The organism is Malacoplasma penetrans HF-2 (assembly GCF_000011225.1).
GTDB classification, from domain to species: Bacteria; Bacillota_I; Bacilli_A; order Mycoplasmatales; family Mycoplasmoidaceae; genus Malacoplasma; species Malacoplasma penetrans.
The window spans coordinates 992,282-1,011,986 of the sequence record NC_004432.1; the positions used below are offsets into that span (position 1 = coordinate 992,282).

Below are 19,705 nucleotides of genomic sequence, written 5' to 3' on the forward strand. Positions count from 1 at the left end.
TTTATAAAAATTTAAAAACAAGTAAAAAATAAAATACATAATAAGGTTCTTGATTCTTTAAAGATAATTTAATGTAGATATGTTCAGTATTTCAGCATACTTACTAATAAAGCTTAATAGCCATTAAATTATTTATTTAAATATCAAAATGCTGACTATGCAAAAATAATTATACAATAAAAAGCTTTTTTAATTTATTTAAATTGATTTATTTAATATGTTAAAATTCCATATTATTTTAATGATTTAATTATCATAACTATGATTACAAAAAGAGAAAGAATTAATAAGGTAATTTCTTTTATTAAAAAACCATCTAAAAGTTTTCAAATTATTTGAACTGCTTTAACATTTGCATTAGTTATAACATCTATTTTAATAGCTATATTTTTAGATACTAAGATTCTTAATTCTATTATTTATGGTTTTACTTGTTTCTTTTTTATATATTTTTTATATTTATTTTTTAACCATTATAAAAAATATATCAATCAGTTTATATCTTCAAAAATAAAGAATACTAATACTTATACAAAGTTGTCAAATTCAAAACTATTTAATCATTATGATAGGAAAATTTTATCTTATATACTATCAATTATTTATTCAGTGATTTATGTATTGGTTCTAATTACTTTTGGAATTATATATAGTTCAAAATATTATGGAATCTTTTCTGCTTATTATTTGTTATCAATATGTATAAAAATATTAATTATTTTAGGAATTTTAAAATTTAAAAATAGAGAAGATGTACAAAAAAGGATTCAATTAATATCCTCATTACTATTATTGTTATTAAACATTGTTATATGTCTTTTTATTACACTTATAATTTTTCAACCTAATAAAGTTCAATATGACAATTGAGTAATTATAATTTTTAGTTCTTTAACAACAATAAGGTTAATTACAATAATTGTTTCTTTAAAAAAATGAAAAACAAAAGAACCATTAAAATTAATTTTAAAGAAAATAAGGTTTATTGAACTTTTAGTAACAGTTGTTATTTTACAAACAACAATGCTTGCATATTATGGGGCAACTCAGTCTATGGAAATATTAAACTACACAATAGGGTTTGTGGTCTTTGTTTCAATTGTTATTTTAGTAGGATGAATTTTAATAAGTTCTATAATCCAATATGTTAAATTTAATAAAAATAAAAAAGATCAACTATTAAATAATTAAGTTGATCTTTTTTACATTATTAGTTTTTTCAACCAAAGTCTCTATAGTTAGTACCTTGAGTACCAGTTCTTGCTATATAGTTTGGATTAACCAATGAATAAGTAATGTTATTTAGTCCAGATTCAGATCTTGGAACATAACTGTAATCACTGTCTAAAACTGTTGTTTCATATAATGCTTGTGCAGTTCCTTCCCCTGCATATACACCAACTCATTTAGAGAAGTCTGAAGATTTTCTTTGTTTAAAAATATCATGACCAATGTATAGTTGTTGATATGAAGTTGGAGCAGTTGCTGAGTACACAAGTTTAGAGGGGTTAGTGACATATTCAGCAAATTTAGTTTGATCAAAAACATCATTTGCAAACAATTTATTCAATAAACCTATCGCTAATAAACCGTATCTGTTTCCAGGAGACATATTAGTTTGAGTTATGCTATTTTCATCATAGCTTCCAGTAGATGTTCCATTAATAGTTAAACCCATTGCTTGTAGAGTTTTGTCATCAAAAGCAGCTGCGATTCTTGCATCATCATCAAATTTGTTTTTTGAAGGCGTTCCATTAGCAGTAGAAGAACTGCTATTACTTGCCAGTGTTGAAACTGTATATTTTTTGGCATTACTATCCCAATTAGCACCCATTACTTTAACAGCAGAAACCATGCTTGATAAGAAAGTAATAAATGAGTTGTGAGCATTAGTTCCAGGAACTGCTTCAATATATGAATCACCATTTCTAAGACTTTGTAAAGTAGTATCAGCTTCTAACCAAGTACCAACACCATTATAATCTGGTGATCAGTAACTGAATCCTAATGGAGATGATTGCTTGTTAAATCAAACAGAAGCACTTGGAGTTGTCCCAAGTCTAGGGATTGCAGTCATTTGTAATAAACCATCACTAATATCATTAATCACTTGTTGCATTCTGTTAAGTAAGTTTTGATAGTTAGATGTAAATGTTTCTCCAAACTTAATTGAGAACTGTAAAGGATTTCTAGCATTTGCTCCATATTTTTCTAAAGCAGATTTTAATGCAGCTTTATCTATAGTTATATTTTCAACTGTCACATCTGAAGAACTATAGTTGTAGTATGGTACAGTAAAAGTTTCTAAAGTTTGTTTTACTTGATTTTTGTAGTCATTATATTTTCTAGGTAATCCACCATATAAGTTTTCATTTGAAACTTGTTCATAGTATCCACTAAATACACCATATGGAGTTGCACTTAATTGGAAATCACCAGAAGATGGTAAGTTAATTAAACTTAATTGATATCAGTTTATCAATCCTGAAATTGCAGCTCTTATAGTATATGATTCTTTAGAATTTCACTGGTAAATAAATTGAGCCATATTACCTAAATAATCATTTGCTCTCACTGTTGTTCCATCCAATACATATGGATTTGGAGTATAAGCAATATAGTTAGATTGACTAACTTGAACAACTTTTTCAAGAACTAAACCACTACCTCTAAATAATGAAGCAGCTTCACTCATTTTAGTAGAAGGAACAGAAGCTAAGAAATCATTTTGTTTAGATTTAAATAATTCAAAATATGTGTCTGCAGTTCCACTACCATAAGTTATAGAAACTGTTTTAATTCTAGATTCATTAGTACCATTTTTATTTGTTGAGCCATTAGAATGATTTAATAAATCTTTTCCAGCAGTTTCCATATAAGTGTTATTTAATTGGAAAATTAAATTAGCTGATGTGAAAGAAGAAACATAGTAAGCACCTGCAAATCACACATCTTGTGTAAATTCACCCAATCCACCAGAACCATAAATTCTAGATCAACTAGTTCCACTTTGGTCAATGCTGTATTCACCTGAATCATTTGAATATGAAATTGGAGTTCCACTTTGTAAATGAATGTTTTTAATTTTTTGGTTATCATGTGGTAATGCAGCAAAGTATTCTTTTGTTAACATACCAAAAGTGTAAGGGTAAGCACCATTTATATAAAAAGTAAAAATATTATCATTTTTGTTAGCATAGTTATCAATTCTAAAGTTTTCTCATTCAAGATAACCTTTAGATTCATAAGGAGCACTAGAATCAGAACTACTTGTTGTATATCCTGCAGTTTTATTAAAATCTAAACCTATTAAATCCAAGAAATAACCATTTCTGTTGTAACTTAAACTTGCTGCTAAATAATATATCTCAATAGCTCTTTCAAAATCTTTGCTAGATATTTTCCTTTTTTGATTTCCTTTGCTATCTACTCAATGGTTGTCTGTATCAACAATAAATTGATATACTGTTCCATCTGAAATAGCTTTTTTATAAATAGTCAGTTTGTGTGTTTGTAGTAACACCACTACTTGTTGGTTCTAAAGGAGATTCACTTAATTTATTTTGTAACTGTAAAATCCCTTTTGATCTTTGAAAAACTCAGTAATCTGTACCTTCATTATAAGTGGTTGCAGAAGAGTTTCCGTTTGTAGTAGTTGTAACACTAATAGTGTTTTTTAAAGCATCAATAACATTGTTATATGTACTATCATTTCAATTTGAATTTTCTAAAGATACATCAAATTGAGATTCTTTTGATTTTAAATATTCTCCAATTGCTTTTGCAGTTGTATCATCTTTAAAAACTATTACAGCTTTTGCACCATCTAAAGTTAAAAAATCTTTTGTAGTACTTTGTGTGTTTCCTTGACTATCAAAAGAAAACTCTCCAACTGTTTGATAAGAAACTAAATTGTACAATGCAGATTGAGCATAAGTACTAATTGGAGAATTACTAAAAGCACTATTTAATGGACTATTATTGTCAGCTAATATATCTGTTGGTGAATAAGTTTGAAATACACCACTTGACTGATATGGAATAGCACAAGAAGATAATCCAATAGTTACTGCAGATGCTAATGTTGCAGAACCAAATATCTTAAAATATCTACTCTTTTTCATATTTATTACCTTTTTTTAAATAATAAGTCACATTTAAATTAAATAATTATTAAATTAATTTACAGAGTAGATAAAAAAAGATTAATTCCTAATTGAATTAATCTTTTGTAAATTAATTATTATTTCAACCAAAGTCTCTATAATTTGTTCCTTGAGTACCTGCTCTTGCAACATAGTTTGGATTAACCCAAGCATATATGATGTTGCTTAGTCCAGATTCTGATCTTGGAACATAACTATAATCACTATCTAAAACTGTTGTTTCATACAATGCTTGTGCAGTTCCTTCTCCTGCATATACACCAATTCATTTAGAAAAGTTTGAAGAAGCTCTTGATTCAAAAATATCATGACCAATATAAAGTTGTTCAGCTGATGTTGGTTTGTTTTGTGAATACATTAGTTTTGATGGGTTTGCTACATATTCGTCAAATTTATCTTTTTTAAATACTTTGTTTTCAATTAATTTGTTTAGTAAACCAATAGCTAATAAACCATATCTATTCCCAGGAGTCATATCTTGTTGAGTAATATTTTTTTCATCATATGTACTGCCGCTAGCCGCTCCATTCAATGTAATTCCCATAGCTTGAAGAGTGTCATTACTGAAAGCTGATTTAATTCTAGAGTCTTTATCAAATTCATTGTCTTGTTTCACATTTCCGTTTGTTCCAGACCCACTTGATGTTGAAGAAACACTATACTTATTGCCAGTAGAATCTCAAGTTGCATTCATTACTTTAACTGCAGACACCATACTAGATAAGAAAGTAATAAATGAGTTATGTGCATTAGTTCCTGGAGCCCCTTCATATGTTTTACCATCTGATGTTTGTAAAGTTTGAAGAGTAGTATCAGCTTCTAATCAAGTACCAACACCATTATAATCTGGTGCTCAGTAACTGAACCCAAGAGGAGAAGATTGTTTATTAAATCAAACTGTAGCACTAGGTGTTGTTCCAAGTCTTGGCACAGCAGTCATTTTTAGCAATCCATCACTAATATCAGAAATTAACTGTTGCATTCTGTTAAGCAAGTTTTGATAGTTTGAAGTAAATATCTCACCAAACTTAATTGAGAATTGTAATGGATTAGATATTGTTGCATTATATTTAGCTAAAGAGGCTTTTAAAGTTGTTTTATTAATATTTATTGTTTCAACTGTTACTCCAGTAGATTCATATTTATAATATGGAACAGAAAAATCACCTAATGTAGAATTAACATTTTTCTTATAGTCATCAAAACTTCTAGGTAAGCCACCACTCAATTTTCCTTGTGATACTTGTTCATAGTATCCATTAAATACACCATAAGGAGTTGCACTTAATTGGAAATCTCCAGAAGATGGTAAATTAATTAAACTTAATTGATATCAGTTTATTAATCCAGCAATTGCAGCTCTTATAGTATATGAATCTTTAGAGTTTCATTGGTAAATAAAATCTGCCATATTACCTAAAAAATCATTTGCAACTACACTACTACCATTTAATACATATGGATTTGGAGTATAAGCAATATAGTTAGATTGACTAGTTTGGACAACCTTTTCTAACACTAATCCATTACCACTAAATAGTTGAGCAGCTTCACTCATTTTAGTAGAAGGTACTGAAGCTAAAAAGTCATTTTGCTTAGATTTAAATAACTCAAAGAAAGTATCAGCAGTTCCACTTCCATAAGTTATAGAAACTGTTTTAATCTTTGATTCTTTTACATTGTTTTTCTCAGTTGACCCATTTGCAGGATTTAATAAATCCTTTCCAGCACTTTCCATATAAGTGTTATTTAATTGGAAAATTAAATTAGCAGAAGTAAATGCTGAAACATAATATGCTGCTGCAAATCAAACATCTTGAGTAAATTCTCCTAATCCTCCTGAACCATAAATTCTAGATCAGTTAGTGCCACTTTGATTAATACTATATGAACCATTAGCAGATTTTTCATATGCAATTGGAGTACCACTTTGTAAATGGATATTTTCAATCTTTTGATTAGTATGTGGTAATGCAGCAAAATATTCTTTTGATAACATTCCAAAAGTATATGGATATGCACCTGTAATATAGAATGTGAAAATATCATTGTTTTTATTAGCATAGTTATCTATTTTAAATTTTTCTCATTCTAAATTACCATTAGATTCATAAGAAGAAGATCCATTTTCTTTATACCCTGCAGTTTTATCAAAATCCAAACCAATTAAGTCTAAGAAATAACCATTTCTGTTATAACTTAAACTTGCAGCTAAATAATATATCTCAATTGCTCTTTCAAAATCTTTACTTGAAACTGGTTGTTTTACATTACCTTTACTATCAACTCAACTATTATCTGTATCAATTATGAATTGATATACAGTTCCTTGAGAAATTGCATCTTTGTAGTATTGAGTTTGGCTATTTGTAGTGACACTTGCTTCAGTTGGTTTTAAATCACTTGTGCCTCCTAATTTATCTTGAAATTGCAAAACCCCTCTTGATCTTTCAAATACTCAATAATCTGTTCCTTCAGTAAATGTTTTACTTGTTGTACCATTACTTCCATTATTAGATATATTTGCAGTTATAGGACTTTTTAAATTAGTAATTAAATTACTATATCCATTTTCACTCAAATCAGAAATAGTACCACTTATATCAAAACTTGATTCTTTACCTTTTAAATATTCATCAATTGCATTTGCAGTTGCTTCATCTTTGAAAACAAAAACTGCTTTTGCACCATCTAAAGTTAAATAGTCACTTGTAGTACTTTTTGTAGAACCATCAGTATTAAATTCAAAATCACCAACAGTTTGATAAGTTACCAAATTGTATATAGCAGATTGTGCATATGTACTAATTGGGGAGTTATTGAAAGCACTATTTAATGGGCTGTTATTATCAGCTAAAATATCTGTTGCAGAATAGGTTTGAAAAACTCCATCAGATTTATAAGGGATTGCACAAGAAGACAATCCAACAGTTACAGCAGATGCTAAAACTGTAGAACTAAAGATTTTAAAATATCTACTCTTTTTCATTTTTCATTACCTTATATTTCCTTAAAAATAAAACAGTAATTTAATAAATGGTTATTTAATTTTTGGGAGTAAAAAAATAAAAGACAAATTTAGAAAGCACTAAATTAATCTTTTAATTTTTATAAATTAGTTTTTTCAACCAAAATCTCTATAGTTTGTACCTTGAGTACCAGTTCTAGCAATGTAGTTAGGGTTTACTAAAGAATAGATAATATTGTTTAATCCAGATTCAGATCTTGGCACATAACTGTAATCACTATCTAAAACAGTAGTTTCATATAATGCTTGAGCAGTTCCTTGTCCTGCATATACACCAATTCATTTAGAGAAAAGTCCAGAAGCACCTGCTTTTATAACATCATTTCCAACATAAAGTTCATTGTAATCTTTTGGGGTATTTGTTGAATACATTAATTTAGAAGGATTTTGAACATATGCATCAAACTTAGTTTGATCAAATACATTGTTAGCAATTAATTTATTTAATAATCCAATTGCTAATAAACCATATCTATTTGTAGCAGACATATTTTCTTCTGTAATCCTACTTTCATCATATGAAGAAGAACTATTACTTCCATTATTAGTTGTTAAACTAACACCCATCGCTCTTAATGTGTCACTAGAGAATGCCTTTTGAATTCTTGTGTCATTTTCTAAAGAAGATCCATTTGATGTTGATGAATTAGGTAAAGTTTTTACTTCATATTTATTCTCACCTTGATTTCATGTTGCACCCATTGCTTTAACAGCTGCAACCATACTAGATAAGAAAGTTATATAAGAGTTATGAGCATTAGTACCAGGAACACCTTCTATTGTTGTAGAATCATTTATTTTTAAACTTTGAACAGTAGTATCAGCTTCTAATCAAGTACCTACACCATTATAATCTGGAGATCAGTAACTAAATCCAAGTGGAGAGGATTGTTTATTAAATCAAACAGAAGCACTAGGTGTTGTTCCTAGTCTTGGGATTGCAGTCATTTTCAATAATCCACCACTTACTGAATCTATAACTTGTTGCATTCTATTTAATAGATTTTGATAGTTAGAAGTAAATGTTTCACCAAACTTAATAGAAAACTGTAATGGACTATTTCTTGCACCATATGATTCTAAAGCTTGTCTAAAAGTAGTCTCATTAATCTTTAATTTTTCAACAGTTACTCCAGTACTTCCATAATTGTAATAAGGGACTTCAAACTCTCCTAAAGTAGAACTTACTGAACCTTGGTAATCATTTAAAGATCTTGGTAAACCACCATATAAATTATTTTGAGATACTTGTTCATAGTATCCACTAAATACACCATATGGAGTTGCACTTAATTGGAAGTCACCAGAAGAAGGTAAATTAATTAAACTTAATTGATATCAATTGATTAATCCAGCAATTCCAGCTCTTATAATATATGAGTTCTTAGAATTTCATTGGTAAATAAATTGAGCCATGTTTCCCAAATAATCATTTGGTACTACACTTGAACCAGATAATACATAAGGATTTGGAGTATAAGCAATATAGTTAGACTGACTAGTTTGAACTACTTTTTCCAAGACTAAACCATTACCACTAAATAACTTTGCAGCTTCACTCATTTTAGTAGAAGGAACAGAAGCTAAGAAGTCATTTTGTTTAGATTTAAATAATTCAAAATAAGTATCTGGTGTTCCACTACCATAAGTTATCGAAACTGTTTTAATTCTAGATTCTCTAGTCCCAGATGAAGTAACATTACCATTTGTATGGTCTAATAAGTTTTTACCAACAGTATCCATATAAGCATTGTTTAATTCAAAAATTAAATTAGCTGAAGTAAATGCAGAAATATAATATGCACTAGCAAATCAAACACCATCAGTAAATTCACCTAATCCACCAGAACCATAAATTCTAGATCAATTAGTTCCACTTTGATCAATTGCAAATTCGCCTGAATCAAAAGTATAAGAAATTGGAGTTCCACTTCTTAAATGAATGTTTTTAATTTTTTGGTTAGTGTGTGGTAATGCAGCAAAGTATTCTTTTGATAACATTCCAAAAGTATAAGGATAAGCTTCTGTTATATGCAAAGTGAAAACACTATTATTTACACTTTTATAATTTTCAGTTTCATATTGTCTTCAGTCTAGATAACCAGAAGATCTATATGATGGAGATCCATTAGTGTATCCTGCAGTTTTATAAAAATCTAAACCAATCAAATCTAAGAAATAACCATTTCTGTTGTAGCTTAAACTTGCTGCTAAATAATATATTTCAATTGCTCTTTCAAAATCTTTACTAGATATTTGAGCTTGCTTATTCCCTTTACTATCAACTCAAGAATTATCTGTATCAACTATAAATTGATATACAGTTCCATTAGAAATAGCACCATTATAATATTCAGTTTGAGTGTTTGTAGTTACACCTGAATCTGTTGGTTTTTTATCAGTGCTACCCAATTTTTCTTGTAATTGTAAAACACCTCTAGATCTTTCAAATACTCAATAATCGGTTCCATCAGTATAAGTTTTTTTAGTTGTAGAAGAACCACCTGTGCCATTGTTAGTTTCAGTTCCTTCTATACTAGTTTGTAAATTACTAATCATGCTATTATAAGCATCAGTACTTAAATTTGTTGCAGATAAATCAAAAGCAGAATTTTTTGTTTTTAAAGCTTCATTAATAGAATTAGCAGTTTCTTCATTTTTAAAAACAACAACAGCTTTTGCACCTTCTAAAGTTAAAAAATCTTTAGTAGTACTTTGTGTATTTCCTTTATCATCAAATGAAAATTCACCAACAGTTTGATAAGTTACCAAATTATATATAGCAGACTGAGCATATGTACTAATTGGAGAGTTATTAAAAGCACTGTTTAATGGACTATTATTATCAGCTAAAATATCAGTTGCTGAATAAGTCTGAAAAACCCCACTAGACTGATAAGGGATTGCACAAGAAGACAATCCAATAGTTACAGCACTAGCTAAAGTTGCAGAACCAAATATCTTAAAATATCTACTCTTTTTCATTTTTAGTTACCTAACTATTTATTTTTTAATAATAAAACAGTTTTAGACTAATTGACTATTAAATTAATTATTAAAATCTTGGAAAAATAAAAAAAGATTAATTAGTTAATTCTAATTAATCTTTAAAAAAGTATTTGTTTTATTAATTATTTCAACCAAAATCTCTATAGTTTGTTGATTGAGTACCAATTCTTGCAGTATAGTTTGGATTTACTAAAGAATAAATAATATCAGTTAATCCAGATTCAGATCTTGGCAAGAAACTGTAATCACTATCTAATACTGTTGTTTCATATAATGCTTGTGCAGTTCCCTCACCTGCATAAACACCAATTCATTTAGAGAAATATCCAGAAGCACCCGCTTTAATAACATCATTGCCTATATATAATTCATTGTAATTAGTAGGAGCACTAGTTTTTGTGTTCAGTTTAGAAGGATCATTTACATATTCTTGGAATTTAGATTGATCTATAACATCATTTTCAATTAATTTATTTAATAATCCAATTGCTAGCAATCCATATCTATTCCCTGCAGACATTGATGAATCTGTAATATTACTAATATCATATGAAGAAGGAGTTGATGAAGCAGCAGAAAGAGAAATTCCCATGGCACTTAAAGTATCATTCTTAAAAGCTGTAGCAATTCTTGTATCACTATCAAAAGTATTATTAGTACTTAAATTTCTAGTTGTGCCATTTGTTGTAGAAGTAACTGTATATTTGTTAGGTGTTGAACTACTATCCCATGTTGCACCCATAACTTTAACAGCAGACACCATACTGGATAAGAATGTTAAATATGAATTATGAGCATTTGTTGCAGGAATTGCTTCAACAGTTGTTTCTCCAATTTTAGAACTTTGAATAGTAGTGTCAGCTTCAATTCAAGTTCCAACACCATTATAGTCAGGACTTCAGTAACTAAACCCCAATGGAGAAGATTGTTTATTGAATCAATCACTGGCAGAAGGAGTTGTGGCTAATCTTTGAATTAATGAAACTCTAATTAAACCACCACTAAGTCTTTCTATAGTTTGTTTAACTCTATTTAAATAATTTTGGTAATTTGAAGTAAAAGTTTCACCAAATTTAATAGAAAATTCTAGAGGGTTGTTTCTTGTTGCTCCAAAATTAGTTAATGCTGTTTGCAGCGAAGATTGACTAATTGTTAGTTGTTTTACTGTAACCCCAGAATTATTGCTGCTACTTCCAGAAGAACTAGAACTATAAGTATAGTAAGGAATAGTAAAGTCTCCTAACATATCATTTGTTGTACTAGTGTAAGTTGTGTATGTTCTTGGTAAACCACCATATAAATTCCCAGCAGCTACTTGTTCATAATATCCATTAAACACTCCATAAGGAGTAGCACTTAATTGGAAATCACCAGAAGAAGGCAAATTAACAGAACTTAAGTTTTTTCAATTAACTAATCCTGAAATTGCTGCTCTTATAGTATAAGAATCTTCTGAGTTTCATTGATAAATGAAATCTGCCATATTTCCTAAGTATTCATTTTTAATAACTGAAGTTCCAGACATTACATAGGCACTTGGAGTATATGTTATATAGTTTGATTGGCTAGCTTGTACAACTTTTCTAGGAGTTAAACCTCTGCCTTTAAATAATCCAGCAGCTTCACTCATTTTATCTGATGAAACAGCAGCTAAGAAATCATTTTGTTTAGATTTAAATAATTCATAGAAAGTATCTGTTGTACCACTACCATGTGAAACTGAAATTGTTTTAATTCTAGATTCTCTACTAGTTTTATTTGTGCTTCCAGTAGAAGAATCTAATAAATCTTTGCCAGCACTTTCCATATATGTATTATTTAATTGAAAAATTAAGTTAGCTGAAGTAAATGCTGAAATATAGTAAGCACCTGCAAATCATACATCTTGAGTAAATTCACCTAGTCCACCTGAACCATAAATCCTAGATCAATTAGTGTCACTTTGATTAATAGCATAACTACCATCATTTACATCATAATCAATTGGAGTCCCACTTTGTAAATGGATGTTTTTTATTTTTTGATTAGTGTTTGGTAATGCTGCAAAATATTCTTTTGTTAACATTCCAAAAGTATAAGGATAAGCTTCTGTTATATAAAATGTAAAAACACTGTCATTCAAGTTTTTAAAGTTGTTCACATTATAGTTTTCTCACTTTATATAAGTGTGTCCTTCACTATCTGTTTCTTGATAAGAATAAGTACTTGAATTTGATGTGCTTGTATATCCTGCAGTTTTATTGAAATCTAAACCAATTAAATCTAAGAAATATCCATTTCTGTTGTAATTTAAGCTAGCTGCTAAATTATAGATTTCAATTGCTCTTTCAAAATCTTTACTAGATACAGTTTGTTTTACATTCCCTTTGCTATCTACTCAACTATTATCTGTATCAACAATAAATTGGTATACAGTTCCATTTGAAATTGCATTTTTATAATATTCTGTTTGAGAATTTACAGTTACTTCATTAGGTTGAGTTTCTGCAGTAATTCTAGATTGTGAATTAGAGCTACTATTTTTTCTTGGGTCTCAAGGAGTATTACCAATTCCATTTTGAAATTGTAAAGCACCATCTTTTCTTTGAAAAACTCAATAGTCAGTTCCTTCTTTGAATTTTGTAGAACTAGAAGATTGACCACTAGATGTGCTTCCATTTGTATCTAATTCTTCAACTTTTAATTCTTCAAGAATTTTTTCATATGAATCATTACTTAAACTACCTAGTTTTGTCAAATCAAAATCTGAGTGCTTAGATGTTAAATAATTATTAATTGCAGTAGCAGTTGTATCATCTTTGAAAATGAAAACTGCTTTAGCTGCATCTAATTTTAAATAATCACTAGTAGTACTATTTGTAGTGTTATTAGAACTAAAAGAAAAATTACCTACAGTTTGATAAGTCACTAAATTATATAAAATAGATTCAGCATATGTACTAATAGGAGAATTGCTGAATGCACTATTTAAAGGACTGTTGTTATTCTCTAGTAAATCTGTAGCAGTATAAGTTTGAAAAACACCACTATTTTGGTATGGTACATTACAAGAAGTTAAACCAACTGTTACTGCTGTTCCTAAAACAGAAGCACTAGCAAACTTAAAAAACTTACTTTTTTTCATTTTAGACTCCTTAATTTCTAATGTCATTTTTGTATTAAATTTTAGTTTTTTAGTTTTTATGATTTTTTAATCAAGTTTAAGTATAACTTACTTTGAATATAAATAATACAAAAAACAAATTAATAAACTTTGTTAAAAGTCATTAATTTGTTTTTGTTTTTTTAAAAATTAAATGTTTGAATTATTTTTTTCATCCAAAATCTCTATAGTTTGTACCTTGTGTACCAACTCTAGCTGTATAGTTAGGATTAACTAATGAATAGATTTTATCTGTTACACCAGATTCAGATCTTGGAATAAAACTGTAATCACTATCTAATACTGTGTTTTCATACAATGCATAAAGAACATCTTCACCAGCATATACACCTAATCATTTAGAGAATTCTTGTGATTTACCTGATTTAATTACATCTCCACCAACCCAAACTTCAGAATAAGTTGAAGGTCTTTCTTTACTATAAAGAAGTTTTGATGGATTAGTTACATAATCAGCGAATTTAGCTTGATCTATTACACCATTTGCAATTAATTTGTTTAGTAATCCAATTGCTAATAAACCATATCTATTACCTGGACTTACACTAGTTGTAGCAGCATAAGTTTCATCATATGTAGTTGTACCACTAGTAGTAGAATTAGTTTTTAATGCAATTTTCATATCTTCTAATGCTGTATTACTAAAAGCAGCTTGTATTCTTTTATCATCTTTAAAAGGATCATTTGTTGTTTCTAGTGTTGAAACAGTATATTTACCTGGTGTTGTAGTTGTACCACTAGTTGTGCCATTATTATAATTAGCATTCATTTTCTTAACTGCTGTTACCATACTTGATAGGAAAGTATTGAAACTATTATGTGCATTAGTTGAAGGAGCACCTTCAACTGATTGGCCACCAATAGTTTTAGTTTCAATAGTAGTATCAGCTTCTACTCAAGTACCAACACCATTATAATCTGGAGATCAGTAACTAAATCCTAGTGGTGAAGATTGATTATTATATCAAACTGTAGCACTTGGAGTATTTGCTAATCTCTGTACTATAGTTACTCTTATTAAATTATCACTTAAATCCTCAATAACATTTTTCATAGCATTTAAAAAGTTTTGATAATTTGTAGAGAAAGAACTTTCACCAAACTTAATAGAGAAGTTTAATGGATTGCTTGTTGTAGCTCCATATTTTCTTAAAGCATCAATAAAAGTAGATTTGTTAACATTGATGTTTTTTATATTGATTCCACTAGTTGTGTATTCATAATAAGGTAATGTAAAGCCACTAGATAAAACCCTTTCATTTGATGAAGTATATTCACTTAGATTTCTAGGTAAAGCACCAAACATATTGCCTTTTTCAATTTGTTCATAGTACCCACTAAATACACCATATGGAGTTGCACTTAATTGGAAATCACCTGAAATTGGTAAATTAATTAAACTTAATTGGTATCAATTTACTAACCCAGCAATCCCAGCTCTAATGGTATATGCATCCTGATTATTTCATTGATATAAGAATTTAGCCATATTACCTAAGAATTGATTTTCAGTAACTGCACCATTTGATGAAACAACATAAGGGTTTGGAGTATATGCCATATAATTAGATCTAGTTGATTGAACAATCTTTTTAGGAACTAATCCATTGTCTTTAAATAAACTTGCAGCATCACTCATTTTATTAGATGGGACAGCACTTAAAAAATCATTTTGTTTTGATTTAAATAATTCATAGTAAGTGTCATCATTACCACTACCAAATACTACTGATATAGTTTTAACTTTTGACTCTTTAGAAGTTTTTGTTTTAGCACTACCAGTTTCTGAATCTAATAAATCTTTACCAACTGTGTTCATATAAACATTATTTAATTCAAAGATTAAGTTAGCTGAAGTGAATGCTGAGATGTAGTAAGAACCTGAATATCACACATCTTTTGAAAATTCTCCAAGACCACCAGAACCATAAATTCTAGTTCAATCAGTTAGACTCTGGTCAATTGAATATGTGTTACCAAGTTTTACATAAGAAATTGGTGAACCACTCTTTAAGTTAATTGAAACAACCTCTGGATTTGTATGTGGTAAAGCTGAGAAGTATTCTTTTGAAATTAAACCAAAGGTATATGGATATGGAGTATCTATATATAATGTGAAAATACTATCATTTTTGTTAGCTCAATTTGTAGTGTCAAAATTTTCTCAATTCATTACACCATTATTATCTCTATATGAAGATGTGCCTCCATTATTGTCTGTATAGTCCAGTGTTTTATCAAAATTTAAACCAATTAAACTTAAGAAATATCCATTTCTGTTGTACCCTAGATCTGCTGCTAAACTATAAGATTCAATTGATCTTTCATAGTCTTTACTTGAAACTGATTGTCTAACATTTCCTTTACTATCAACTCATTTATTGTCTGTGTCAATAATAAATTGGTATACAGTTCCTGAAGAAATCGCATCTTTATAGTAGTCAGTCTGAGAAGTGATTGTTAATTCACTTGGTTGTCCATTACTTGTGTTATTTGTATTAGCAGGATCTCATGCCTCTTTATCTAATCCATTTTGAAATTGAAGAGCACCTAAACTTCTCTGAAAAACTCAGTAATCTGTACCTTCTTTTAATTCTGAAGTTGTTGATGAAGATGACCCCGATGAACTAGAACCACTACTAGTAGCAGAATTCTCCAAACTTTTTGTATCAGTTTTTAAAGAACTCATAACATTTTTATATGCATCTTCTGTTACTGCAGTATTAGTAGTTATATCAAAGCCTTTATCTTTCAATAAATTATCAATTCTCTCTGCTGTGTTTTGATCTTTGAAAACCAATACAGCTTTTGCACCATCTAAAGTTAAAAAGTCTTTAGTAGTCTCATCATCTCCTCCGTTGCTACTAAATGAAAAATCACCAACTGTTTGATAAGTAGTTAAGTTATTTAAAATTGATTGAGCATATGTGCTTATTGGAGAGTTATTGAAAGAATTATTCAATGGACTATTATTATCTGCTAAAAGATCTGTAGAATTATAGGTTTGAAACACTCCATTACTTTTATATGGCAAACTACAAGAAGATATACCAATTGTTATAGCTACACCTAAAATTGATGAGCTTGCTAGTTTAAAAAATTTATTTCTTTTCATGTTAACCTCCTTTGTTACTTTGTAAAAAAATTTTTTATTAAATTTAAGTATACTAAACTAAATGACTAATTTATATAAAAACAAATGAAAAGATATTTTGATAAATAATTTGTTAATAAAACAAAATATAGTTTTTATTTTCTAAAAACACTATTTGGAAATTAAAAATAATTTTTGTATTTATTATTTATTAATTTATTAAATTAGATAAATTGTTGAATGTTTTAATAATGAAATTGAATCTTGTAATTTTAATTTACCCAATGTAAACATAAGATAGTACTGATACAAAATAGTAAACTTCATTACAACATTAATATCAAAATTAATATTAATTTGATCTTTTATTTTTCCTATTAAGGTACACATATCCAAAAGCGTTTTTATTTTATTTTTTCAAATTAAGAAACCTAAAATTGAAATTATAATAATCTGTTTTTTATAATCCAAAGTTTCACTAGTGTATTTATCTTCCATGCAAATAATATCAGATAGATATTTATCTCAAGATTTGATAGCACATCAATCAAAAGTTGTAATTTTATTACCTAGAAAAATAATAGGTTGGGTAGTCATATAAAGATTTGTATTATGGTTACAATATTCAAATGAAATAATTTCACTTGGTGTTTTAATTCTGTTAATACTAGGAATGTTGATAATAGAAGAATTTTTAATTTCATTACTAAAGACAAGAAAAACCATTCCTGCTTTAATACTTAAAACAGAATTTATTATTAATAAAGATATTCTTTTAGATATTTTATTCATAATAAATCTCATCCTTCTTAATATTTAGTTTTTATTATATTATTCTTTTTATATTTGTAAAAACCTCATCCTTATAAAAGTTATTTAATTGTTAACTTTACTAAAATTGTTTTTCCTGTTTATGAATAATAATTAAATCTATTAAACACTAATAAAATGAAAAAAGCAAAGTTTATGTAAAACTTTTGCTTTTAAATTCTTTCTTTTTAAAAAATATCTAGTATTGGTTTTTCAAGATTCTGCTCATTATATTTTGTAATGATTTCTTTTAGTTTACTAAAATCAGAATACTCTTTTTTAAAGTTAGGATTCTTTTTAGAAAGGTTATCTATCATTTCTTTAACTGTTTTCTCATTACCCTTTGAAAATGTATTTATAGTTTTTCTAATTATTTTTGGATAAGGAGCACAATAATAATAAGTAATTATATGATCACGCTGCATATATAAAGGAGAAACATTGCCCTTATATAATCCTTTATCTTCCCAATGCAATATGATTAATTCAATCAAATTATATAATTGCTTTGCAGCTTCATGTCACTTTAGTTCTTCTATATTTTCACCATTAGATCTTATTTCATTTTTAGTTCTATGTTTCTTACCAATACCAAAAAATCTTCTTTTTGCACTTTCTAATGGGTTTTCATAAAATCTAACAACACTCTTAGGATCTAAGCCATATTTTTCTACTAAAGATTTAAAACTATCTTTACCAAAAATAAAATTCTTAATTTTTTTGTCTGTTTTATCTTCAAGTAAAAAAACATAAAAAACATCTGTAATTACTGCACCTGAAAAACTCTTCATTTCTTTGTCAGCTATTACTTTATGTTTGTGAACACTTTTAAAAATATATCTTTCTATAAATTCTTTTTGTTCCTTATCTCCTCTTATATATTTTTCATCAAAGTTAATAGAATTATTTTCATTAAACATTCCCATAGTTTATCCTCTTAAATTAAGATTATTACAAATGCAAAAAGTTATTAAATTAATTCAAGAAAATTATTAAAGAATTTACAAACTATATAAATCATTTAAATCTATTAGCACATAATCTTTTTTATCTTTTAAATCAAATCCAGACTTACTTACAAAACCCAACTTATAATCTTTTTCATTTAATTTATCTAATTGAGAAATCATGTGATTAACTACCTTTTCATCAATTGGTTTATTTGTATATTTAACTTCATAAAAGTAATATAAATCTTTAATGTCTTTATATACTACATCAAATTCTGCATTAACTATTTTATTTGGATCATCATATCAGTACTTACCAATATTAAAAAATGGGCTTGGTAATTTATCTTTAAAATTCATTAAAATCAAAGCTTGTTTTGCAATTTTTTCAAATTTTTTGGGAATAAAAAACTTTTCCAAATCTTCTTTTATATAGTTGTTGAAAAAAGCTTTGTGTTGACCATTTAATAATTTGAAATCTTTTAAATGGATATAGTGATAATAAAAATCTAAGAAATTATCTTCTAAATAATAAAATATTTTTTTATCATTATTAAGCATGTTGATAGGAAATTCTTTTGTGATTAAACCCATATCAAATAGTGGGTTTAAAATATTAGGTAGATTAGATGAAGAGACTGTAGTATTAATCAAATCAATGTATTTATGGTTATCATTACTGATTTGAGTAAAAATAGTATTAGTTGCTGGTAAATTTTTGATCTCATTTGAATACACATTTAATGGTGTTTCTATCAAATAATTATTATTTAATATTTTCTCTATAATATTTTCTTCAATTGTTAAGTTTGGATTAATCCATGATAAATAAAAAGGATTGCCACCAAATACTGAGTAAGCTTTAACTTTGTCTTCTAATGAATAGTTGCTATAAAATTTGCTAGCATGCAAATAATCCAAGTCACTTAAAATAATCTTATAAGTAAACCTTCCATATAGTGGAGCACTATAATAGTTTAGTTGATTCATAGCAGTTACATTAGAACCCATTATGACTAGTTTTAATTTTGACTCCCTATGATACTTATCAATAACTCTTTGTAAAATACTATCAATTGAGGGCATATCATTTTGTAGATAAAGGTATTCATCAATTATTAATAAAATTTTATGATTAATCCCAATTTCAAAAATTAATTCCAATAATGATTCAAAAGTGTCAAGTGTATTACTATCTTTAATGAAACTATCTAATGCTGAAAAAACTAATTCAGAAAAACATTTTAAATTAGTTTTTATATCTTGGTTAATACATTGATAATAAATCTTATATCCATCAAAATCTTTTAATGATTCTATTACAAATGTACTTTTCCCTATTCCTCTTCTACCTGTAATTAAAATGTTTTCAAACTTTTCAGATTGATAACATTTTTTCAAATCTATTAATTCCTTTTCTCTTCCTACAAACATAAAAACCTTTTTTACAACTTTAAGTTTTTACTCAATTTTTTTGAGTCAAAA

Annotated in this window: 8 protein-coding genes and 1 pseudogene; 1 reads left to right on the forward strand and 8 read right to left on the reverse strand. The window is 27.6% G+C overall.

From position 1 onward, the window contains the following. Nucleotides 1-261 precede the first annotated feature (261 nt). The gene (locus MYPE_RS03910; protein ID WP_011077579.1) at nucleotides 262-1,191 is read left to right on the forward strand and encodes a hypothetical protein; all 930 of its coding nucleotides are present in this window, start codon (nucleotides 262-264) and stop codon (nucleotides 1,189-1,191) included. A gap of 19 nt (nucleotides 1,192-1,210) precedes the next feature. Here MYPE_RS03910 and MYPE_RS03915 read toward each other — a convergent pair. The 8 genes and pseudogenes from MYPE_RS03915 to MYPE_RS03955 form a co-directional block, all read right to left on the reverse strand. Further along, nucleotides 1,211-4,124 (reverse strand): annotated as a pseudogene (locus MYPE_RS03915) (MG321/MPN456 family lipoprotein). A 112-nt stretch (nucleotides 4,125-4,236) separates the two neighbouring features. Beyond that, nucleotides 4,237-7,155, reverse strand: coding sequence for an MG321/MPN456 family lipoprotein (locus MYPE_RS03925; protein WP_011077582.1), 2,919 nt, complete (start codon nucleotides 7,153-7,155; stop codon nucleotides 4,237-4,239). A gap of 126 nt (nucleotides 7,156-7,281) precedes the next feature. Then, nucleotides 7,282-10,179 (reverse strand): MG321/MPN456 family lipoprotein, encoded by a 2,898-nt coding sequence (locus MYPE_RS03930; protein ID WP_011077583.1) that lies wholly within the window; start codon nucleotides 10,177-10,179, stop codon nucleotides 7,282-7,284. Nucleotides 10,180-10,321: 142 nt separating this feature from the next. Next, complete coding sequence (locus MYPE_RS03935) at nucleotides 10,322-13,327, reverse strand: MG321/MPN456 family lipoprotein (RefSeq protein ID WP_044891289.1); 3,006 nt, start codon at nucleotides 13,325-13,327, stop codon at nucleotides 10,322-10,324. Between the two features lie 181 nt (nucleotides 13,328-13,508). Then, the gene (locus MYPE_RS03940) at nucleotides 13,509-16,481 is read right to left on the reverse strand and encodes an MG321/MPN456 family lipoprotein (protein ID WP_011077585.1); all 2,973 of its coding nucleotides are present in this window, start codon (nucleotides 16,479-16,481) and stop codon (nucleotides 13,509-13,511) included. Between the two features lie 198 nt (nucleotides 16,482-16,679). Next, nucleotides 16,680-17,252 (reverse strand): hypothetical protein, encoded by a 573-nt coding sequence (locus MYPE_RS03945; RefSeq protein WP_044891290.1) that lies wholly within the window; start codon nucleotides 17,250-17,252, stop codon nucleotides 16,680-16,682. Nucleotides 17,253-17,458: 206 nt separating this feature from the next. Beyond that, the gene (locus MYPE_RS03950; RefSeq protein WP_011077587.1) at nucleotides 17,459-18,196 is read right to left on the reverse strand and encodes a hypothetical protein; all 738 of its coding nucleotides are present in this window, start codon (nucleotides 18,194-18,196) and stop codon (nucleotides 17,459-17,461) included. A gap of 75 nt (nucleotides 18,197-18,271) precedes the next feature. Then, nucleotides 18,272-19,654: an ATP-binding protein gene (locus tag MYPE_RS03955; protein ID WP_011077588.1), complete on the reverse strand. Its 1,383-nt coding sequence runs from the start codon at nucleotides 19,652-19,654 to the stop codon at nucleotides 18,272-18,274. Nucleotides 19,655-19,705 lie beyond the last annotated feature (51 nt).